The following is a 19,293-nucleotide window of genomic DNA, read 5'->3' on the forward strand; positions in this document are numbered from 1 at the left end:
GATGAGGCCTTGTCTCAGCTACGGGAGCCACCCGTAGGACGCCGGCAAGCCCCGCACTGTTCACAGCGCGTCATCTTGCCTACTTTGAGCGTAGTTAATCGTGATCGGAGGTAAAAAAGAGCAATGAGATTGCCAAAAGGCGGAAAAAAGTCTAGCGCAGATCAGCAGTTGCCCACAAGCTCCACCGCCGACCTCGCTACGCTCGGCCCCCGGCGCTCGGGGCAATGCTTACGCAGCCCCGCGCCGGGCTGCGGGCCGTGGATTTGTGGACAACTGCGCACGGTCGGCAAAGCACATGTACCGGCGGACTCCCGTAAACGAATAAATCCCGAACGCTACGTAACCTCGCTTGGCGCGCTCGTCCTACGTCCTCGCTTGCTTCAAGGTTCCCCAACGTCCAAAAACGATGAATGTCGTACCTCATTTTGTACAGCACCCCTTGTCCGCCCCTTATTGCAACCGGTTAAGAAGGTTAATGGGTGCATCCTTTATCATCCAGGGTCAAAGCTATCAGATGACCCAGCGTCATACCAGGGTGCTTTTCCATGGATACCTTAACCATGCTCCACCCAACCCAAACAAGCCAGTCCACGACAAAATCTAAATCCCGGCCTGTCATTCTGACCGGAAGCAATTCTTGCACTTGTTCAAGTGTGTGCTCTTTCAGATTCACCTGCATATCAGCCTTCCTCATGCATCCAGCGAATGTGCCCAAATTGTGCCCACATCAAGGCACAGCACAGCCGAAACTGTCACCTCAGGGCACAATTGCGCGGGCAATATGCGCCTAAGTGAATGATTTAATTACAGAGGAATTGCAGGACTGGGTTTCGGGAGGCAGTGGCCGGAGGTTCGAATCCTCTCACCCCGACCAGAATTTACCTTCGAATCATTGCGTTGCCGTTCGGTTTCACTAGCTGTTGCGGCAGCGTGAAACCAATGCCTGGGATCAGGCTCCCATCCAGTACCCTTGTGGCGTCGCGTCGGTAACGGGTCTGTCTCGATCCGCCCGGTTTTCCGCGATTTTGGTTTTCGTGATTCGCCAGCCGTAATGCTGGCCTGCGGTCCATTTTCCTTCCCATTGCTACAAGAGCCAAGGGCCTTGCATCCGTCGAAGCGTACCGTCGGTGCAAGGATGGCGCCGATCAAGAACGCAGCCTTTGTGACGGTCGTCGTCGCGAAAGCGGGTCGTGGGACTGCGATTTTCGGGCATCGTGGCACACGTCGCTGTGCCCGGTTGATGGACCACCGGGCGGGTTGCGACACGAAGCCCTGAAAATGCCCCTATCCATCGATGTAATGAGAAAGAATGGTGGGCCCTGTAGGACTTGAACCTACGACCTGGCGATTATGAGTCGCTCGCTCTAACCGACTGAGCTAAGGGCCCAAACTCGATGTCCGTCATTCGATGTCCAGAAAGCTGCGCAACTGTTCGGACCGTGACGGGTGGCGCAATTTGCGCAGGGCTTTGGCTTCGATCTGGCGGATGCGTTCACGCGTCACGTCAAACTGCTTTCCGACCTCTTCCAGCGTGTGGTCGGTGTTCATGTCGATGCCAAAACGCATCCGGAGTACCTTCGCCTCCCGGGCGGTCAGTCCGGCAAGCACCTGTTGGGTGGTTTCGCGCAGGCTGGCCACGGTGGCATGCTCGACCGGTGACAGGACGCGGGAGTCCTCGATGAAGTCCCCTAGGTGCGAATCGTCGTCGTCGCCGATGGGGGTCTCCATGGAAATGGGTTCCTTGGCGATCTTCATCACCTTGCGCACCTTGTCTTCCGGCATGTCCATGCGTGCGGCGAGCTCATCCGGCGTCGGCTCGCGCCCCATTTCCTGCAGCATTTGCCGCGAAATGCGGTTGAGTTTGTTGATCGTCTCGATCATGTGTACCGGAATACGGATCGTGCGCGCCTGGTCGGCGATGGACCGTGTGATGGCCTGGCGGATCCACCAGGTTGCGTAAGTCGAAAACTTGTAGCCCCGCCGATACTCGAACTTGTCCACCGCCTTCATCAGGCCGATGTTGCCCTCCTGGATCAGGTCCAGGAACTGCAGTCCCCGGTTGGTGTATTTCTTGGCGATGGAGATGACGAGACGAAGGTTCGCTTCGATCATTTCGCGTTTGGCCAGGCGTGCCTGGTTCTCTCCCGCGGACACTCGGCGATGAATGTCTTTGATGAGCGCGATGTCGAGCCGGTTCTCCTTCTCGATTTGAGCCAGTTTGGCCTGAATCCGGCGAATTTCCTCCGCATGGGCCTTGATCGCAGCCGCATAGGGTTTCGCCGGATCGCATACCCGGTCGAGCCATCCCTCGTCGGTTTCACTGCCGCTGAACGACTCTATGAACTCCGTCTTGGGCATTTTCCCTTTGGTCACGCAGATGTCCGTGAGCGCGCGTTCCTGCTCGCGGATTTTCGCCACGGTGTCGCGCAGCGTATCGGTCAGTTCCTTGAAGAACTGCGGGGTCTTCTTGAATTCCATGAAGGCCGTGGCCAGGGCATCGAACGACTTCTGCGTCTTCTCGTGGCCGTAGCCGTACTTGTGGTGGGCGGTGACGGCCGCCTTGTGCAGCTTGCGGAAAGCCGCCAATTTTTCTTTTACCAGCTCAGGGTCGGGGCCGGTATCGCCTTCATCGATGATTTCCGCTTCGGCGTCGTCTTCGGTTGCCACCGTGTCTGCCGCGGCGGGATCGAAGAAATCGGAGATCAGATCGGAGAGTCTGAGTTCGCCGTTGTCGACGGTCTCGAAGGCTTTGAGGAAGTGTTCCATGGCTGCCGGGAACCGTACCAGTTCGTTGGCGGCGATGTTGAGCCCCTCTTCGATGCGCTTGGCGATGCTCAGCTCGCCTTCGCGGGTCAGCAGCTCCACGGTCCCCATTTCGCGCATGTACATCCGCACGGGATCGGTGGTGCGCCCAAGTTCGGTATCGACCGACGAAGCGAGCGCCGCTGCGACTTCCGCGGCTTCATCCTCGTCGGATTCGGCCACCACCGCCGTGTCCTGGATCAGGTCTTCGTTGTCGGGGACATCCTCGTGGACTTCGATTCCCATGTCGTTGATCATGCAGATGATGTCTTCCATCTGCTCGGGATCGACGATGTCGCTGGGGAGATGATCGTTGACCTCGGAAAAGGTGAGGTAGCCCTGCATCTTGCCCTTAGCAATAAGTTCCTTAAGCTGGTGCTGCTGCTGTTCTGGCGTCATTAACGAACTCGCGCTGGAGGGGTGGGTGGTACTGAAGAACTTTTCATTGTAGAAGATGGGGTGGCGTTAGTCGAGTTTCAAGATTTTCCTCCTGTCAGTTTCCGCAGCTCTTCCCGTTCACTATCAGTGAGTTGGGCGACCTTCGACTTGTCGATCAATTGGCTCAGCCGCTCGTCCCGAAGCAGTGCGCGCACCCGGTCCAAGGCATCGACGAATTCCCTCTCCATTCCTTCTTCCGGCGTGAGCAACCCCGGTTTCAAGAGGTTTCTGGCCAGTTCGCCTTCCGGTGTTTCCCGCAGATGTTCGAACAGCATGCCCGCCGTCGGTGTGTCTCGCAGATCGGTGTATTCCAGGATGCGTGCGATGAGGGGGCCGGCGCGGGGGTTTCCGATGAGCCGGGCCCTGATTTCCGGTGAGATGAGTTTCGCGAGCTGAGGGCGGTGTAATAGGAGGGTGACCACATTCCGCCACGCGGACGGGGGGCGCACCTGCCCGGAAGGATGGCCCAGCCGGTTTTCGAGGGATTTCGAGGCGGGCGCCTGGGTCACCACACCGGTGAGTTCGCTCAGCCGTTGTTCCATCAATGTCCTGAATGCTCCGACCGGGAGGCGGTCCAGAAGTTCCCGGGCCTGTTTCTGCAGCGTCGCGCGTCCTTCGATGCTGCGTAGATCCAGGTCTGTTTGCAGCGTTCGAAACAGGTAATCGGAGAACGGTGAGGCCTGGCCAATACGACGCTCGAATGCCTCGCGCCCTTCCTTGCGGATCAGTGAATCCGGGTCTTCGCCTGCCGGCAGGTGTATGAAGCGTATTTCGCGTCCTTCCTGCAGCAGCGGAAGGCTGGCTTCCAGCGCCCGCCAGGCTGCCTTATGGCCGGCGGCGTCGCCATCGAAACAGAAAACGATTTCCCTGGTGAAACGGAACAACAAGTGCACATGCTCGGCGGACGTGGAAGTGCCGAGCGTCGCGACGGCGTCGTTGATCCCGTGCTGAGCCAGGGCGATGACGTCCAGGTAGCCTTCGACCACGAGGATCCGCCGGGGGCGGGGGGTCGATTCCAGCAGCTCGTGCAGACCGTACAGTTCCTTGCCTTTTCTGAACACCTCCGTTTCCGGCGAGTTCAAATATTTCGGCGTGTCATCGCCCAGGGTGCGGCCGCCGAAGCCAATGACGCGGCCGCGCCGGTCCCGAATGGGAAACATGATCCGATGGCGGAATCGATCGTAGCAGGAGCGGCCTTTCTCGATGACCAGACCGCTCTGGATCAGAAGCGTTCTGGGCCAGTCCGCCGGCAGGCTGTTCCAGCCCGGCGGGGCGTATCCGAGCCGGTAGCGGCGAGCGATTTCACCGGTCAGGCCGCGCTTGCGCAGATAGATTTTGGCCTGTTCGGCGTCGGGATGGTCGCGGAGCTGCTGGATATAGAAGCCTGCCGCCCGCTCCAGAATGTCGTAGACTGGTTGGAGCGAAGCGGAAGGATTCGCCCCTGGGGTGGCCATGGCTTTCGGCAGATCGATCCCCGCCAGCGTGGCCAGGGTTTCCAGGGCTTCCGGGAAGCTCTGGTGTTCGTAATCCATCAGAAAGCTGATGGCATTGCCATGGGCGCCGCAGCCGAAACAATGGTAGAACTGCTTTTCCCGGCTGACGGAAAAACTGGGCGTCTTTTCCGAATGGAAGGGGCATCGGGCCAGGAAGCTGGAGCCCGACTTCTTCAAGGGGACGCGCGCGTCGATGAGATCGACGATATCGATGCGCGCTATGAGGTCGTCAATGAATTCGCGAGGGAGTCGGCCGGCCATTGGGGAAAGAGGGGTTCCCACCGGCTCGTCCTTGCCTCATCGGCGGGGAAACGCGAACTCAGCTCAACAGTGATTTGACCCGCGCGCTGGCTGCGGACATGTCTGTCCGCCCCTGCAGCTTCGGCTTGGCCAGGGCCATGACCTTTCCCATGTCGCCGATGCCCTTCGCGCCGGATTCCTCGATGGCCGCCTGCAGTATGGCCGAGACCTCTTCTTCGCTCAGTGCCTGAGGGAGGTATGTCTGGATGATCGCGAGTTCTGCCTGCTCGACGGCAGCCAGATCGTTGCGTCCCGCGGCTTCGTACTGGGCGATGGACTCGCGCCGCTGCTTCGCCATCTTGTCGAGCACCATGACGATTTGCGCGTCGTCGAGCAAGATGCGCTCGTCGACCTCCTTTTGCTTGACGGCGGCGAGGATCAGGCGGATCGTCGCCAGGCGTTCTTTCTCACCTGACTTGAGTGCCGCTTTCATGTCGCTCTGCAGGAGTGCTTTCAGCCCCGCGTCTTGCTCAGCCATGTGTGCGTTCCGAATGGATCCGTTTATTGCTGAGGACGGCCCTTGCGCAGGTTCTGCAGCGCGAAGCGTTCGCGCGAGAGTTTCTTCAGATGCCGTTTGATGGCCGCGGCGGCCTTGCGTTTGCGTTCCTCGGTGGGCTTTTCGTAATATTCGCGGCGGCGCACTTCCGACAGGACGCCGGCCTTTTCGCAGGCGCGCTTAAAGCGGCGGATGGCAATTTCAAAAGGTTCGTTCTCGCGGATCTTGATCGACGGCATGTAGCATCCCAAACAGTTCAAATGGATTCTTGGAAAAATGGCCGGAGTCCGGCCGCCTCTTGAATAAATGGCGCATTATACCCGGACCGCCGGGTAACGCAAAAAGAGCCGTGTTGGTCTTGGGCATCGAAACTTCCTGCGACGAAACGGGCGTCGCGCTTTATGACTCGAGCAAGGGGCTGCTGGCGCACCGGCTCTACAGTCAAGTCGACGAGCATGCGATGTATGGTGGCGTGGTGCCGGAAATCGCATCGCGCGACCATCTGCGCAAGCTCCTCCCGCTGGTCCGCGAAGTGTTGGCTGCAGGGGGCGTCCGGCGTACCGCGATCGGCGGGATCGCCTACACGGCCGGACCGGGCCTGATCGGAGCGCTCCTCGTCGGGGCGGCCGTGGCCCGCAGCCTCGCCTGGGCCTGGAGCGTCCCTGCCATCGCTGTCCATCACATGGAAGGCCATCTGCTGGCGCCGCTGCTGGAACCCGAGCCTCCCGAATTCCCCTTCGTCGCACTCCTGGTTTCCGGCGGCCACACTCTGTTGGTCGAGGTGCGTGGCATCGGGGTCTACCAGGTGCTGGGCGAATCGCTGGACGATGCGGCCGGCGAGGCTTTCGACAAAACCGCAAAGCTTCTCGGGCTGGGTTATCCCGGTGGGCCGGCATTGGCCCGCCTCGCCGAGAAGGGGCGCGCCGAACGGTTCCATTTCCCCCGTCCGATGACGGACAGGCCGGGTCTCGATTTCAGTTTCAGCGGACTCAAGACCCACGCATTGAACGTGCTTGCCGCGCTGCCGGGGACGCCGCAGGACAAGGCGGACATCGCCTGCGCATTCCAGGCGGCCATCGTCGATACGTTGGTGCTGAAGTGTCGCCGGGCGATGCGGGAAACCGGGTTGGGGCGCCTGGTCGTCGCAGGGGGCGTGAGCGCCAATCAGGCGGTGCGCAAGGGGCTTCAGGCGATGGCTGAAAGCGAGCGCTACCGGGTTTACTTCCCAAGGCCGGAGTTCTGCACCGACAATGGGGCGATGATCGCCTTCGCCGGTTGCTGGCGTCTTCGGGCCGGCCAGTTCGAACCGTCGGCGATCGAGGCGAGGGCACGCTGGGCGATGGAAACGCTCACAGCCGTTTAGCGCCGAGCCGAGCTTCTTCGCCCTTGAGCAGCCGTTCGATGTTGCCCTTGTGGCGGTAAACGAGCAGCGTGGACATGAACAGGGTTGCAACCACCAGTTCGGCGGAGCCCAGCCAGAGCCAGACGTAGACCGGAGCAAGGACCGCCGCTGCCAGTGCGGACAGGGACGAAAAGCGGAACAGCGCGGCCACGCCGATCCAGGTCAGGAGCGCCATGAGGCCCACTGGCCAGGCGAAGCCCAGCAGTACGCCCAGGGCGGTTGCCACGCCTTTCCCTCCCTTGAACTGGAAAAACACCGGGTAGAGATGCCCGACGAATGCCGCGAAGCCGATCGCGGCGAACAATGGCGGAGATACCGCCATGCTCTTGGCGATGAGCAAGGGAATCAGCCCCTTGGATGCGTCACCCAGCAAGGTCAGGATGGCGGCCCGTTTGCCTCCCAGTCGCAGCACGTTGGTGGCGCCGGGGTTCTTCGAGCCTTCCTGGCGCGGGTCGGGCAGCCCCAGGGTCCGGCTGACGATGACCGCGCTCGAAACCGAGCCGAGCAGATAGGCAAAGGGAATCAGTAGCCATTCGACCGGCATGATCGCTCCGCAGTTGTCATGAATTTGAATTCTATGTTACGAATGGCCGTCTTGAACGCGCGACCGACAGAGGCCGGAAATGGACATTATATTTCTGCGGGGCCTGCAGATCGAGACGATCATAGGCATCTACGACTGGGAACGGGAGATCCGCCAGACCGTCGTTCTCGATCTCGAAATGGCGACCGACATCCGCAGGGCGGCGGAGACCGATGACATCGCCCATGCCCTTGACTACAAGGCGGTTTCGAAGCGTCTCATCGAATTCGTCGAAAACAGTCAGTTCTTTCTGGTGGAAACCCTGGCCGAGAAGGTCGCGGCCATTCTGCTGAACGAATTCTCGATCCCCTGGGTGCGTGTCACCCTGAACAAGCGCGGCGCCATTCGCGGCGCCAGCGATGTCGGCGTCCTGATCGAGCGCGGGGAAAAGCCGGCCGATGCCTGAGGTTTTCGTCAGCATCGGCAGCAACGTCGACCGGGACAGGCATATTCCTTCGGCGCTCACGGCACTGCGCGATGCTTTCGGACCGCTGCGCGTGTCCAGCGTCTACGAGACGGCCGCCGTGGGGTTCGAGGGCGACCCTTTCTACAACCTCGTCGTGGGATTCACGACGGAGCGGCCGCTCGCCGATGTCGCTAATGAACTGGCCCGGATCGAAGCGGATCATGGACGTACGCGGGAGTCGAAGAAATTCAGCGCCAGGACCCTGGACCTCGACCTGCTGCTATACGGCGATGCGGTCGTCAGCGAAGGGAAGCTCAGGCTTCCGCGCAAAGAGCTGACCGAATACGCCTTCATGCTCGAGCCGCTTGCGGAAATCGCGCCGGATTTGAAGCATCCAGTCCTGGAAGTGAGCTTTCGGGAGCTTTGGGAGCGTTACGACAAGACCGGTCTGCAACAGGTGCGCATCCGCCCGTCCTGGCATTCCTAGCCGAACAGGCTGCGGCCGCCATCCACAGCGAGCACCTGTCCCGTGACATAGGGGGCTTGGTCCAGGAACCAGGCGACGGCCTTGGCGACGTCCAGTGGAGTGCCGGGCCGTCCCAAGGGGATGCGGTTCAGGATTTCGGCCTGTACGTCTGCATCCGTGCCCTGTTCGGGCCATAGAATCGCACCCGGCGCTACCGCATTCACGCGGATGGCCGGTGCCAGTTCCTTGGCAAGCGACCTGGTCAGCGCAACCAACCCCGCTTTGGCGATGCTGTATGCCGGATGGTTTTTTAGCGGCCTGTCGGCGTGGATATCGACGAGGTTCACCACGCAGCCCCGGTTGGCCGACAGCCAGGGCAAGGCGTGCTGGACCAGGAAAAACGGCGCGCGGAGATTGCTGCCCAGTAGTTCGTCCCACTGCTGGCTGGTCACCGATCCCATGGGGGTCGGATAGAAGACCGATGCATTGTTGACCAGTGCGTCGAGTCGGCCCCAGCGTCGGGCCGCCGCCGCGACCAGTGGCTCCAGGGCTTCGAGTACCAGCAGATCCGCGCCGATCGCCGCGGCCGAGTCGTTGCGGCGGCGGTTGAGGTCGTCGCAAAGCGTCGCGGCATCCGTTTCCGAGCGATGGTAATGCACGATGATGCGGTAGCCTTGATCGTGCAGGTGGGCGGCAATGGCTGCACCGACTCGGCGGGCCGCTCCCGTGATCAGAGCCACCTTCCCCGCCGCCGGTCCCACTGAAGTCTTCATCGAATCGTCACCGTAGCGACCGCTTGCTGTCATGGTCGTCCTCTATGCTGGCCGAAGCATTCGTTTCCCCGGAGCGTTGCCATGAAACTGATCCACGCGATTCACCGTTGCGACGTATTCATGTTCATCTGGTTCATGAACCGCAAGCACCTCGAGCTCTGCGCGCGGTGCAGCCGTTGGGTTTCGCGCACCGGAGACGGTTTTCTCTACGCTTTACTCGGCCTGTACTGGTTCGCCGCCGGTGACGACCTGAGCCGGGCTTTGCTGAAAGCCGCTCTGCTGGCGTTCGCGATCGAGCGGCCGCTGTATTTCATCGTCAAGAACGGCCTGCGCCGCGACCGGCCTGCCGCGGCGATCCGGGATTACCACAGCTTCATCATTCCTTCCGACCGGTTCAGCTTCCCGTCCGGCCACACCTCGGGCGCGTTCCTGATGGCGACGGTCGTCGCCAGCGCCCATCCCGCCTGGTTGCCGGCATTATACGGCTGGGCTGCCGCGGTGGGGCTGTCGCGCATTTTCCTGGGCGTCCACTTTCCCACCGATGTGCTCGTGGGGTTGGCCATGGGTACGAGCATCGCTTTCCTCAGCGTGGGAGTCTTTCTGACGTGAGAATCTTTTACGGCGTCCAGGCTACGGGCAACGGCCACATCACGCGGGCGCGCGTCATGGCGCCCGCGCTCAAGGCGGCCGGGTTCGAGGTGACCTATCTGTTCACCGGTCGGCCTTGGGATCATCTGTTCGAAATGGAGGTTTTCGGCGACTACCTGTGGCGCAAAGGGCTGACATTTTCGACCAAGGCCGGACGGGTCTCCTATCTGAAGACCTCGGTTCACAATGACGTCCTCCGCTTCGTCCAGGACATCCGGACGCTGGATCTTTCCCATTACGACCTGATCATCACCGATTTCGAGCCGGTCACGGCCTGGGCAGCCAGGATGCAGAAGCGCGAAGTCATCGGCATCGGCCATCAATACGCATTCGGCTATCCCATCCCCAAGACCGGGGACGACATTCTCGCGCGTACCGTGCTCAAATATTTCGCCCCGGCCAGCGTCGAGCTGGGCCTGCACTGGCACCATTTCGACCAGCCGATCCTGCCGCCGGTCATCGAAACGCCGCCGGAACCGGAAGCGGTGCTCGAGCAAAAGGTTCTGGTCTATCTCCCTTTCGAGGACATCCGCGAGATCGTGGCGCTGTTGGCGCCCCTGCGCGAATACGAATTCCACGTCTACAGCCCGGCGGTCAGCCGGGACCGGCCCGAGCACATCCATATCAAGCAACTGTCCCGTGCCGGCTTCCAGCGGGACCTGCGTGACTGCAGCTCGGTGATCTGCAATGCCGGATTCGAACTGGCGAGCGAGGCCTTGCAGATGGGCAAGAAGCTGCTGGTCAAGCCGCTGAGAGCGCAAATGGAGCAGCTTTCCAACGCCCTGGGGCTGGAACAGACGCAGCTCGGCGCGGTGATGCCGGAGCTGGACCGGGCGTCGGTGATACATTGGCTGAGGAACGGCCATGCCGTCCGGGTCGTCTACCCCAACGTGGCGTCCCACATCGTCGGCTGGCTGAAAAGCGGCGATCGGCACATCGACCATGCCTGGGTCCGCAGCGTGTGGGACGAGGTCCGCTACGATTATGGCGCCGACCCCGAGCGCCGGGCCAACGCCGCCTAGCCTTCGATTCCTCGCGTGTAGTCGAGCCAGGGACGGCTCTTGTCGCCGAACACCAGGAAGTAAGGATTCAACAGACTGTCTCTTGCGTTATACACGAGCGGGGCGCCCGTGAGGTCGGTCACCGCGCCGCCGGCCTCGGTGACGACGCAATGTGCCGCCGCCGTATCCCATTCGGAAGTCGGACCGATCCGGGGATACAGATCGGCGGTTCCTTCCGCCACCAGACAGAGTTTGAGCGAACTGCCCATCGGCCGCAATTTACATTCTCCCAGCCGGTTCAGATAAGTCTCCATCGCAGCATTCACGTGCGACCGGCTGCCGACGACGACGGGATGCAGCGGTGCCTGGGCGCGCACCCGGATGCGTTGCGGTGTCTGGTCGCCGTGCTGGCGAAAGGCGCCACAACCTTCGGCGGCGAAATACGTCAGGTCCAGCGCAGGGGCGTGAACGACGCCCAGGACGGGCGCGTGTTCATGGATCAGGGCGATGTTCACCGTGAATTCCCCGTTTCTTTTCACGAATTCCTTGGTGCCGTCCAGCGGGTCGACCAGCCAGAGCGAAGACCAGTTTTTCCTGTCTTCGAACGCGTGAGCCGCTGACTCTTCCGAAAGTACCGGAAATTGGGGTCTCAGACGAGCCAGTCCGGCTACAATCAACTCATGCGATGCCAGATCCGCCGCCGTCAGTGGTGATTGGTCGGATTTCTGCGTGACGCTGAACTCCGAGTCATAGATCGCGAGGATAGCCCGGCCGGCCTCCTTGGCCAGCGCGACCACGGATTCGAGCAGGCGGGAAGGCTCCTTCATGATGGGCATGGACTGATTTCCTTGGCTACTCACTGGGCTGGGCTTTCGACAAATCAAGCGAAACATGGTAACCGATGATTCCCTGGAAGCGCATGCGCAGCGTGTTTCTCGACATGGACGGCACGTTGCTGGATCTCAATTTCGATAACCACTTCTGGCTCGAATTCGTGCCCCGGCGCTATGCCGACCGCAACGGCCTGAGCCTGGCGGAAGCCAAGGCGGAGCTGATGCCGAGGTTCCGGGCGATGGAAGGCCGGCTGGAGTGGTATTGCCTGGATTACTGGAGCCGGGTGCTGGGGCTGGACATTCCGGCCATGAAAGCCGAAATCGCCGGATTGATCGCGGTCCTGCCCCATGTGACCGAATTTCTCGATGCGGCGCGGTCGGCGGGGCTGCGGCTGGTCCTGGTGACCAATGCCCATCCCAAAAGCCTGGGACTCAAGCTCGAGAAAACCGCCCTCAACGTCTTCTTCGACGCCATCATCAGCTCGCATGCCATCGGCCTGCCGAAGGAGGACCCTCTGTTCTGGCGGCGCCTGCACGACGTCGAGCCCTATGATCCGGAAACCACTCTGCTGGTCGACGACAGCCTGCCGGTGCTGCGTTCGGCTCGGCAAACGGGGCCCAAGTACCTCGTGGCCGTGCGCAAGGCGGACAGCAAGCGGGCGGCGGCGAATATCGCCGAGTTTCCAGCCATAGATGACTTGCGGGCGATCACACCACAGTGAAGACGTTTGCCGGCCTCCCGTGAGTGGAAGAGAGGCTTTCGTCGTCGTCACCCATCGAGGGACGGGTCATCGATGATTGCCTCCTTCCATCATCCTGGCCCCGCATGCCATTTCCATTTCCCGCCGGTCGGTGGATGAGCCGTCTTTTCCGGGCTCCCTGGGCTGGAACGGGTTTTCGGTCATGTCGGCGTCCATGGCGGCGCGCTTGTGCCCTTTCCAGACCATCGGCCCCTTAGGGCCCAGCACCATGAGCGCTGCCAGCAGGCCGATCGTGACCAGGCTGAAGGAGCTGAGCTGGGCCAGGGTCAGCGGTCCGCGCAGTTGACATTTGCCCGCTGCCACACCTTCCTTGTAGAAGAGATAGGTGAACCAGATCAGGATCAGCAGATTGGCCGTGGTGAAGACGGGCATGAAGATCAGGACATGGTCGGGAATCATCATGACGACCACCATGGCACCCATGGTGCCCCCCATCACGCCGGCCATGAGGCCATGGATGACGGCCATCGGCCCGCAGCACCAGGCTGTGAGGACGCCATAAAGCGTGCCGAGCGACATGCCGACCATGGCGCCGACGAAAAAGCCGTTGGTCGCTCCCAGCACGCCCCCGATCATGGTGCCGACCTGCATGCCGATGGTCATGCCTATCACCATACCCATCATGTGCGAGGCATGGGCGTATATGTAGCTGCGGAGATACCCCAATGTCGCGATCAGCGGCACGACGCTGAGGTCGAGGTACACCATCCACCATCCGTAGCGGTCGAGAAACTGGGGATCGTCGGCGAAATAGTTCCAGTAGACGAGTCCCTGCAAGGCCAGAACGGCGCCGATGACCACGACGACGTTCAGGCCGAGCCTCAAAAGCGGGCCCAGCGAAGGTCCAGCGGGCGTCGTTTCGGTGGCTGGCGTAGAAGTGTCTGGAATGATCATGCCGGTGAACGATGTCCCGTCGGAATCCTCGCAGCATGGATCTTCGACCGATGGAGGCAGGGGGAGCGTGATGTCGTTGACCTTGATGGATACCACCCGGTTGGCGCTGTCGAACCTCAACTGCAGATCGAAATATCCCGACGTCTTGGTATTTTCTTCTGGCATGTCGTTTCCTGGTATCGTTGGGAGCGTGGTGGCTGGCTGCGGTCTGGAGAAAAATGACACTTTTACGGCGTGACCATTCCGCAATAACGGTGCCAATGACATTGACGGGGCATCCGATGCGCAGTGTACGGCGGTGCCTGGCTCAAGTCGTTGATTCGGGCGGGCGCTTTCGATGATGCGTGCCCGCTCACCCAGGACGGCACCGGCGCGTCTTCGGCGAAGCAGCCGGCGCTGCGACCTCGTGCCGCAGGGGTGAGGAGCCGGCGCCTTCCCGTCCATGCCGTGGACGGCTTCATGTGGGAGCAACGGGGAGATGCGATTGCGTGATATGCCGGTTACACGAGTGATTTCACTTGGCTGCCGGAGGTCGTACCAGTCAATGCTTGGTAGATGAAGGCGGGCTCTTGATTTCTTCGGAGAACAGGACGCCAATGTCGACGAGGTCGAACTGGTAGCGCTTGTTGCAGAAGTCGCAATCCACTTCCACGCAGCCTTTTTCCGCCAGTATGTCCTCCACATCCGCTTTGCCCAGGGCCAGCAGCGTGTCTTCGATGCGCTGCCGCGAACAGGAGCAACGGAATACCACGGGTTCGGCTTCGAATAGGCGTACTTTTTCCTCGTGATAGAGCCGGTAGAGCAGGTCTTCGAACGGCAGATGAAGCATTTCGTGTTCCGTGACCGTGTCAGCCAGGGTGACCAGCCGCATCCAGTCTTCCTCGGTAGGCGTCTGGGTTGGAAGGGCCTGCAGGAACAGCCCGGCGGCACGCTGGCCGTCCGCGAATAGCCAGAGTCGGGTCGCCAATTGTTCGGAATGGGCGAAATAACCTTCCAGAGCCGCTGCGAGGCACTGTCCCTCCAGCGAGACCACGCCCTGGTAGGATTCCTCCCCCTCTTTCTGGATCGTGAGGACCAGCCTGCCCTCCCCGAAAACTTCGCTCAAGTTCCCTTCCGGCACCGGATCGCGCCAGTGGGCAAGGCCCCGTATCGTCTGGCGATGGGTGGCCTGGACCACCAACGTGTGCAATGGTCCCCGGCTCTGGGTCTGGATGATCAAGGCCCCTTTGAACTTGATCGTTCCGGAGAGCAGCGTCACGGCGGCGAGGGCCTGGCCCAGCTGACGGCTCACGTTGAGGGGATAGGTGTGCCGCTGAAGCACGGCCTGCCAGCTGGCATCGAGGCGGACCAGTTCGCCGCGGATGCCCATGTCTTCGAACAGGAAGCGCTGAAAGGTGTCGGAATTTTTCATGATGCCCGCATTCTTCCGATGGAAAGGCCGGCATTATAGGGTTTTTCATTTCCCTCTCATTCAACGCGGGAGTTCGCTATGTGGTTCAAGTCAGCCGGGTCGGCGTTGCCCGATCCTCACGATGCCCTGCCGGGTCGCGCTACGCCTCTGCAGGTGACCGAGACGCACTTCGTCCATGGCCGGCGGATCCGGCCGCCTTTCCCGTCGGGCACGGCCAGAGCGTTCTTTGGGATGGGGTGCTTCTGGGGCGCGGAGCGGCGGTTCTGGACCTTGCCCGGCGTCTATTCGACGGCGGTCGGGTACGCCGGAGGGTCGACGCCCAATCCCACTTACGACGAGGTGTGTACCGGCAGAACCGGCCATGCCGAGGTCGTCCTCGTCGTATACGAGCCGGACAAGGTCGGTTTCGACGCCCTGCTGCAGGTGTTCTGGACCTCGCACGATCCGACGCAGGGCATGCGTCAGGGCAATGATGTGGGGACACAGTATCGCTCCGTGGTTTTCGCCACCACGCCGGAACAGCTCCAGTGGGCCCTGGTGTCACGCGATGCCTACGAGAGGGCGCTCGAACGGGCCGGCCGCGGCGGCATCACGACGGAAATCCGAATGGCCCCCGACTTCTATTATGCCGAAAGCTATCACCAGCAGTACCTGGCGCAGCATCCAAACGGCTATTGCGGGCTGCGCGGCACCGGGGTCGAGTGCCCGCCTTTCCGGATTGAACAATCGCGAGCCGATCCGATATGATCCCGGCCCTTCGTTTCGCCTCGACCAGCCGCCATGAAGAAAGCAGCCGTACCGCTTCTGGGTATCGTGATGAGCGCCTGTGCCACTTCGCCTCTGGGGCGGAACCAGCTCATGCTGTTGCCGGAGAGCCAGATGGCGATGCTGGGCGATCAGTCCTTTGCCGCTGTGAAGCGTGACGTGCCGGTCGATCCGGACCGGCAGGCCAACGACTACGTGCGCTGTGTCGCCGACGCAGTGACGCGCGAAGCCGGCGGAAGCTGGGAGGTCGTGCTGTTCAGGCAGGACAGCCCCAATGCCTTCGCCCTGCCCGGCGGCAAGATCGGCGTCCATACCGGCATGCTCCGTATCGCCCGCAACCAGGATCAACTGGCGACGGTGCTGGCCCATGAGGTCGCCCACGTGCTTTCCCGTCATGCCAACGAGCGCTTGTCCCAGCAGGTCGCCGTCCAGCAGGGACTGAATGCCATGCAAGCCTTGGCCGATCCATCGTCTTCTTCCGGCAAGACGCTGCTGGGGCTGCTGGGGCTCGGCGCGCAGTACGGGATTCTGATGCCTTACAGCCGCACCCAGGAAAGCGAGGCGGATCTGCTCGGCCTGGATCTCATGGCGCGCGCCGGCTTCGATCCGCGCCAGAGCATCGAACTATGGAACAACATGGCAAACTCAGGGGGCGGCCAGCCGATCGAATTTCTGTCCACCCATCCTTCGCACGCCACCCGCATGCAGGATCTGGCAAAGCGGATGCCCCAGGCGCTCGATTTACAGCGCCAGGCGGCTGCACAAGGACATCGACCGCAGTGTGACGGGATAAGGGCGGGAGGCGGTTGACGAACCCGGGGCAGGTCGAAGGAACAAACAAAACGCAGGGGGATCAGCCCTGCGTCGAAAGAGGAGGAGTCGCTCGCACTACCGTGCGGCGCGTCAACTCGAGGGAGGTAGTCTCGATGACGGGTTTAGGTTATCAAGCCACACCTGTGACGTGAATGTGACAAATTGTCGCGTGGCAGGATGTCGCACTGTTTGTCAAGTACCGTATCGGGACGGTAGACCGAAAGCCTTTGTTCTGCCGAGTATCCTTACCCGTGCACGGACTCGACATGCCGCTTGCCTGCCCGTTCCGTCCTCTGTGGCAAATTGCCGCAGATATCCTCCCCGTCCTCCCCAACAGTAAGATAGGCGTATGAGCGATTCCATGAACATCCCTATCCCTTCGGATTCGGACAATACCAACCGTAAGAATCTCCAATGGTTGTTCGTTCTCCGCAATCTGATGATCGGCGCTCAGGCCTTCATGATACTGTTCAGCGTCTACGGTCTCGAGATTCCTTTGCGCCAAGCGCCGCTGTGGGGGATCGTGACGATCCAGTCGCTGTTCAACTGGTGGACTTGGCTCAAACTGTCGGATACGGAACCGACCACACAGATCGATTTGTTCATACAGCTCACGGAAGACGTCTTCGCCATTGCCTTGATCCTTTATTTCACCGGCGGGGCCAACAATCCCATCGCCTGGTTTTTCCTGCTCCCGCTCATCATCGCCGCGACGGTGCTCTCGCGTGCCTTCACCTGGCATCTCGTCATCCTGGCTTCCGGCTGCTACACGATTTTGATCGGTTATTACCAGCCGCTCCCGGCGCTCAATCCCGAAACACTGACGCCCCCCATCCCGGCCCATGCATTCATGATCGATCCTCAGCATGCCCATCTGCATGCGGTCATCGAGGAACATCACGTGCAGCTGCACGCCTTCGGCATGTGGTTCGGGTTCGTCTTCAGCGCGGCTCTGGTGGCCTATTTCGTCGCAGAGATGGCGGAAAATCTGCGGGAACGGGAGCGCAAGCTCGCCGAGGTCAGGGAGCAAAGCCTCAGAAACGAGCGCGTGATCGCATTGGGAACACTCGCCGCCGGTGCCGCCCATGAGATGGGAACCCCGTTGGGTACCATGGCCATCCTGATCAGCGAGCTGGAGCAGGAATTCGAGGCCGAGCAGCGCGACGATCTCCAGGGGAAGATGCGGATACTTCGCGAGCAGGTCAAGCGTTGCAAGAACGCTCTCGCGGTGATGTCGGCTTCCGCGGGCGAAGGGCGGGCGGAGAGCGGCCACGTGATGCCGTTGCCGGACTACCTCGATGCCGTCATCGAAGACTGGAAGCAACAAAGCCTGCCGACGCCGCTCGGCTATTACCGCAACGGCACCCGGCCCATTCCCTCGATCATTGCCGAGCGCAGTCTGACCCATGCGCTGGTCAACATCATCAACAATGCGGCGGACGTGTCTCCGGAAGGGATACAAGTCGAAGCGCGCTGGACCGCGGAACGGGTGACGCTGGACGTCATCGACCATGGGCCCGGGGTGACGCCCGAACTCAGGCAGCAGCTGGGCAAGTCGCCGGTGACGACCAAGGATCATGGCCTGGGCGTCGGTTTGTTCCTGGCGTTCTCCACCATCGAACGGCTGGGTGGCGTCATCAGCATGTCCACCCGGATGCAGGGCGGTACCCGGACCCGCATCATTCTACCCCTGATGCCATCATCGACATGAGCACGCACGAAGAGAAAAACGAGAGTCCCCATCTGCTCCTTGTGGATGACGATCCCACCTATTGCGAGGTGCTGCGCCAGGCCTTGGCGCGGCGGAATTACACCGTGCATGCCGCCAACGACGTGGAAACGGGGCTCGATCTGGCCGCGCGGATCGAGCCGGAATACGCGGTCGTCGATCTGCGCATCGGCCACGAATCGGGGCTGACCCTGGTGAAGCGTCTGCACGAACTGGATTCCAACACCCGTATCGTCGTGCTGACCGGGTTTGCAAGCATCGCGACCGCGGTCGAAGCCATCAAGCTGGGGGCTACCCACTATCTCACCAAGCCGGCCGACACGGACGAAATTCTGGCAGCTCTCCACAAGGACGAGGGCGATGCCTCGGTCGAAATCAAGGAAAAGCCGCTTTCAGTGAAACGGCTCGAATGGGAACATCTGCAGAAGATCCTGATCGAGCACGACGGCAATATTTCGGCGGCGGCGCGCGCGCTCGGGATGCACCGCCGCACGCTGCAGCGCAAGCTCGAGAAGAGGCCCGTCAAAGAGTGATCAGCCCAGAAGATCGGCGATCAGGCGTCCCAGCCGCGGCGCCTGGCGCTGGACGGTGAGGCGCTGGGTTTGGACGATGGCACGGAGCTGGTTCAGGGCGAGGTTGAAGTCGTCGTTGACGATCAGGTAATCGTATTCCGCATAATGCGACATTTCGGAAATGGCTGCCTCCATGCGGCGGGCGATCACCGCTTCAGAATCCTGCTGGCGGGTGCGCAGGCGTTGTTCCAGCGCCTGACGGGAGGGCGGCAGGATGAAGACCGACACGCATGCGGGCATCAGTCGGCGGACCTGGCGGGCGCCTTGCCAGTCGATTTCGAGGACGGCGTCTCGCCCGCTCGCCAGCACCTCCTCGACCGTCGTTTTCGCCGTGCCGTAATAGTTGTCGAAAACACGGGCGTATTCCAGAAATGCTTCGTTCGCGATCATTTTTTCGAACTCCGCCTTGTCCACGAACCAGTAGTCCTGGCCGGGCATTTCACCGGGCCGCTGGGGGCGGGTCGTGTGCGACACCGACACCGCGAGGTCCGGAGCACCAGCGCACAGCGCGCTGACCAGACTGGTTTTTCCTGCGCCCGAGGGGGCGGAGATGACGTAAAGGAGTCCCTGTGTCATGGGGCGGTCCGGGGGTGATGGCCTGAAATTCGCTGTAGGGATGGAGTTGAGGGTGCCGATCCGGGACGGCCGTATTCTATCAGGGGAGGGAACTTTCTTGGCGAGCGGGGTACCAACAGGAGACGCCGTGA

At 61.4% G+C, this 19,293-nt stretch carries 21 protein-coding genes and 1 tRNA gene; 10 read left to right on the forward strand and 12 right to left on the reverse strand.

Going from position 1 to position 19,293, the window contains the following annotated elements:
• Positions 1-472: 472 nt before the first annotated feature.
• The 6 genes from H156_RS0108310 to rpsU form a co-directional block, all read right to left on the reverse strand.
• Entirely contained in the window at positions 473-679 is a 207-nt protein-coding gene (locus H156_RS0108310; RefSeq protein WP_154656698.1) for a hypothetical protein, read from the reverse strand.
• A gap of 631 nt (positions 680-1,310) precedes the next feature.
• A tRNA-Ile gene (locus H156_RS0108315) sits at positions 1,311-1,387 on the reverse strand.
• Between the two features lie 14 nt (positions 1,388-1,401).
• A complete protein-coding gene (gene rpoD / locus H156_RS0108320; protein WP_017365758.1) occupies positions 1,402-3,201 on the reverse strand; it encodes an RNA polymerase sigma factor RpoD in 1,800 nt (599 codons plus the stop codon).
• Between the two features lie 77 nt (positions 3,202-3,278).
• Positions 3,279-4,994: a DNA primase gene (gene dnaG / locus H156_RS0108325; RefSeq protein WP_017365757.1), complete on the reverse strand. Its 1,716-nt coding sequence runs from the start codon at positions 4,992-4,994 to the stop codon at positions 3,279-3,281.
• A gap of 58 nt (positions 4,995-5,052) precedes the next feature.
• Positions 5,053-5,511, reverse strand: coding sequence for a GatB/YqeY domain-containing protein (locus H156_RS0108330; protein WP_017365756.1), 459 nt, complete (start codon positions 5,509-5,511; stop codon positions 5,053-5,055).
• A 23-nt stretch (positions 5,512-5,534) separates the two neighbouring features.
• Positions 5,535-5,768, reverse strand: coding sequence for a 30S ribosomal protein S21 (gene rpsU / locus H156_RS0108335; protein WP_010962181.1), 234 nt, complete (start codon positions 5,766-5,768; stop codon positions 5,535-5,537).
• A 110-nt stretch (positions 5,769-5,878) separates the two neighbouring features.
• Between rpsU and tsaD the strand changes: the two genes are divergently transcribed.
• Positions 5,879-6,892 carry a tRNA (adenosine(37)-N6)-threonylcarbamoyltransferase complex transferase subunit TsaD gene (gene tsaD, locus H156_RS0108340; RefSeq protein ID WP_010962180.1) on the forward strand — a complete coding sequence of 338 codons (1,014 nt, stop codon included), beginning with the start codon at positions 5,879-5,881 and terminating at the stop codon, positions 6,890-6,892.
• On the opposite strand, the gene plsY is transcribed toward tsaD, so the two are convergent.
• Positions 6,879-7,475, reverse strand: a complete 597-nt coding sequence (plsY, locus tag H156_RS0108345) for a glycerol-3-phosphate 1-O-acyltransferase PlsY (RefSeq protein ID WP_017365755.1) — start codon at positions 7,473-7,475, stop codon at positions 6,879-6,881. The two genes, tsaD and plsY, sit on opposite strands and share 14 nt — an antisense overlap.
• Before the next feature lie 79 nt (positions 7,476-7,554).
• On the opposite strand from plsY, the gene folB reads away from it, so the two are divergent.
• Together folB and folK are read left to right on the forward strand one after the other, a co-directional pair.
• Positions 7,555-7,920 carry a dihydroneopterin aldolase gene (folB, locus tag H156_RS0108350; RefSeq protein ID WP_017365754.1) on the forward strand — a complete coding sequence of 122 codons (366 nt, stop codon included), beginning with the start codon at positions 7,555-7,557 and terminating at the stop codon, positions 7,918-7,920.
• On the forward strand, positions 7,913-8,407 hold the full coding sequence (gene folK / locus H156_RS0108355) for a 2-amino-4-hydroxy-6-hydroxymethyldihydropteridine diphosphokinase (protein WP_010962177.1): 495 nt from the start codon (positions 7,913-7,915) through the stop codon (positions 8,405-8,407). The genes folB and folK overlap by 8 nt, the downstream gene beginning before the upstream one ends.
• Here folK and H156_RS0108360 read toward each other — a convergent pair.
• A complete protein-coding gene (locus H156_RS0108360) occupies positions 8,404-9,159 on the reverse strand; it encodes a pteridine reductase (RefSeq protein WP_017365753.1) in 756 nt (251 codons plus the stop codon). The two genes, folK and H156_RS0108360, sit on opposite strands and share 4 nt — an antisense overlap.
• Before the next feature lie 81 nt (positions 9,160-9,240).
• Between H156_RS0108360 and H156_RS0108365 the strand changes: the two genes are divergently transcribed.
• Together H156_RS0108365 and H156_RS0108370 are read left to right on the forward strand one after the other, a co-directional pair.
• Positions 9,241-9,768, forward strand: coding sequence for a phosphatase PAP2 family protein (locus tag H156_RS0108365; protein ID WP_010962175.1), 528 nt, complete (start codon positions 9,241-9,243; stop codon positions 9,766-9,768).
• Positions 9,765-10,829 carry an MJ1255/VC2487 family glycosyltransferase gene (locus H156_RS0108370; RefSeq protein WP_010962174.1) on the forward strand — a complete coding sequence of 355 codons (1,065 nt, stop codon included), beginning with the start codon at positions 9,765-9,767 and terminating at the stop codon, positions 10,827-10,829. The genes H156_RS0108365 and H156_RS0108370 overlap by 4 nt, the downstream gene beginning before the upstream one ends.
• Here H156_RS0108370 and cysQ read toward each other — a convergent pair.
• Positions 10,826-11,644, reverse strand: coding sequence for a 3'(2'),5'-bisphosphate nucleotidase CysQ (gene cysQ / locus H156_RS0108375; protein WP_017365752.1), 819 nt, complete (start codon positions 11,642-11,644; stop codon positions 10,826-10,828). The two genes, H156_RS0108370 and cysQ, sit on opposite strands and share 4 nt — an antisense overlap.
• A gap of 65 nt (positions 11,645-11,709) precedes the next feature.
• Between cysQ and yrfG the strand changes: the two genes are divergently transcribed.
• Positions 11,710-12,363 carry a GMP/IMP nucleotidase gene (gene yrfG / locus H156_RS0108380; protein WP_017365751.1) on the forward strand — a complete coding sequence of 218 codons (654 nt, stop codon included), beginning with the start codon at positions 11,710-11,712 and terminating at the stop codon, positions 12,361-12,363.
• Positions 12,364-12,429: 66 nt separating this feature from the next.
• On the opposite strand, the gene H156_RS0108385 is transcribed toward yrfG, so the two are convergent.
• Both H156_RS0108385 and hslO read right to left on the reverse strand, forming a co-directional pair.
• On the reverse strand, positions 12,430-13,461 hold the full coding sequence (locus H156_RS0108385; protein ID WP_017365750.1) for a hypothetical protein: 1,032 nt from the start codon (positions 13,459-13,461) through the stop codon (positions 12,430-12,432).
• 376 nt (positions 13,462-13,837) lie between these two features.
• Entirely contained in the window at positions 13,838-14,707 is an 870-nt protein-coding gene (gene hslO / locus H156_RS0108390; RefSeq protein ID WP_017365748.1) for an Hsp33 family molecular chaperone HslO, read from the reverse strand.
• A gap of 78 nt (positions 14,708-14,785) precedes the next feature.
• On the opposite strand from hslO, the gene msrA reads away from it, so the two are divergent.
• The 4 genes from msrA (at position 14,786) to H156_RS0108410 (ending at position 18,547) form a co-directional block, all read left to right on the forward strand.
• Positions 14,786-15,454, forward strand: coding sequence for a peptide-methionine (S)-S-oxide reductase MsrA (msrA, locus tag H156_RS0108395; protein WP_017365747.1), 669 nt, complete (start codon positions 14,786-14,788; stop codon positions 15,452-15,454).
• 33 nt (positions 15,455-15,487) lie between these two features.
• A complete protein-coding gene (locus H156_RS15990; RefSeq protein WP_017365746.1) occupies positions 15,488-16,282 on the forward strand; it encodes a M48 family metallopeptidase in 795 nt (264 codons plus the stop codon).
• Between the two features lie 364 nt (positions 16,283-16,646).
• The gene (locus H156_RS0108405) at positions 16,647-17,996 is read left to right on the forward strand and encodes an ATP-binding protein (protein WP_017365745.1); all 1,350 of its coding nucleotides are present in this window, start codon (positions 16,647-16,649) and stop codon (positions 17,994-17,996) included.
• A complete protein-coding gene (locus H156_RS0108410) occupies positions 17,993-18,547 on the forward strand; it encodes a response regulator transcription factor (RefSeq protein ID WP_010962166.1) in 555 nt (184 codons plus the stop codon). The genes H156_RS0108405 and H156_RS0108410 overlap by 4 nt, the downstream gene beginning before the upstream one ends.
• Here H156_RS0108410 and gmk read toward each other — a convergent pair whose 3' ends face one another.
• Entirely contained in the window at positions 18,548-19,162 is a 615-nt protein-coding gene (gene gmk, locus H156_RS0108415) for a guanylate kinase (RefSeq protein ID WP_017365744.1), read from the reverse strand.
• Positions 19,163-19,293 lie beyond the last annotated feature (131 nt).

Source organism: Methylococcus capsulatus str. Texas = ATCC 19069, assembly GCF_000424685.1.
GTDB classification, from domain to species: Bacteria; Pseudomonadota; Gammaproteobacteria; order Methylococcales; family Methylococcaceae; genus Methylococcus; species Methylococcus capsulatus.

What these genes read in the sequence shown, in the direction of transcription:
- H156_RS15990 (WP_017365746.1), top strand. Translation starts at nt 15,488, where the DNA reads ATGAAGAAAGCAGCCGTACCGCTTCTGGGTATCGTGATGAGCGCCTGT.
- H156_RS0108410 (WP_010962166.1), top strand. Translation starts at nt 17,993, where the DNA reads ATGAGCACGCACGAAGAGAAAAACGAGAGTCCCCATCTGCTCCTTGTG.
- plsY (WP_017365755.1), bottom strand. Translation starts at nt 7,475, where the DNA reads ATGCCGGTCGAATGGCTACTGATTCCCTTTGCCTATCTGCTCGGCTCG.
- H156_RS0108360 (WP_017365753.1), bottom strand. Translation starts at nt 9,159, where the DNA reads ATGAAGACTTCAGTGGGACCGGCGGCGGGGAAGGTGGCTCTGATCACG.
- H156_RS0108365 (WP_010962175.1), top strand. Translation starts at nt 9,241, where the DNA reads ATGAAACTGATCCACGCGATTCACCGTTGCGACGTATTCATGTTCATC.
- H156_RS0108330 (WP_017365756.1), bottom strand. Translation starts at nt 5,511, where the DNA reads ATGGCTGAGCAAGACGCGGGGCTGAAAGCACTCCTGCAGAGCGACATG.
- rpoD (WP_017365758.1), bottom strand. Translation starts at nt 3,201, where the DNA reads ATGACGCCAGAACAGCAGCAGCACCAGCTTAAGGAACTTATTGCTAAG.
- gmk (WP_017365744.1), bottom strand. Translation starts at nt 19,162, where the DNA reads ATGACACAGGGACTCCTTTACGTCATCTCCGCCCCCTCGGGCGCAGGA.
- H156_RS0108310 (WP_154656698.1), bottom strand. Translation starts at nt 679, where the DNA reads ATGCAGGTGAATCTGAAAGAGCACACACTTGAACAAGTGCAAGAATTG.
- rpsU (WP_010962181.1), bottom strand. Translation starts at nt 5,768, where the DNA reads ATGCCGTCGATCAAGATCCGCGAGAACGAACCTTTTGAAATTGCCATC.
- yrfG (WP_017365751.1), top strand. Translation starts at nt 11,710, where the DNA reads ATGATTCCCTGGAAGCGCATGCGCAGCGTGTTTCTCGACATGGACGGC.
- folK (WP_010962177.1), top strand. Translation starts at nt 7,913, where the DNA reads ATGCCTGAGGTTTTCGTCAGCATCGGCAGCAACGTCGACCGGGACAGG.
- H156_RS0108405 (WP_017365745.1), top strand. Translation starts at nt 16,647, where the DNA reads ATGAACATCCCTATCCCTTCGGATTCGGACAATACCAACCGTAAGAAT.
- cysQ (WP_017365752.1), bottom strand. Translation starts at nt 11,644, where the DNA reads ATGCCCATCATGAAGGAGCCTTCCCGCCTGCTCGAATCCGTGGTCGCG.
- H156_RS0108385 (WP_017365750.1), bottom strand. Translation starts at nt 13,461, where the DNA reads ATGCCAGAAGAAAATACCAAGACGTCGGGATATTTCGATCTGCAGTTG.
- hslO (WP_017365748.1), bottom strand. Translation starts at nt 14,707, where the DNA reads ATGAAAAATTCCGACACCTTTCAGCGCTTCCTGTTCGAAGACATGGGC.
- folB (WP_017365754.1), top strand. Translation starts at nt 7,555, where the DNA reads ATGGACATTATATTTCTGCGGGGCCTGCAGATCGAGACGATCATAGGC.
- msrA (WP_017365747.1), top strand. Translation starts at nt 14,786, where the DNA reads ATGTGGTTCAAGTCAGCCGGGTCGGCGTTGCCCGATCCTCACGATGCC.
- dnaG (WP_017365757.1), bottom strand. Translation starts at nt 4,994, where the DNA reads ATGGCCGGCCGACTCCCTCGCGAATTCATTGACGACCTCATAGCGCGC.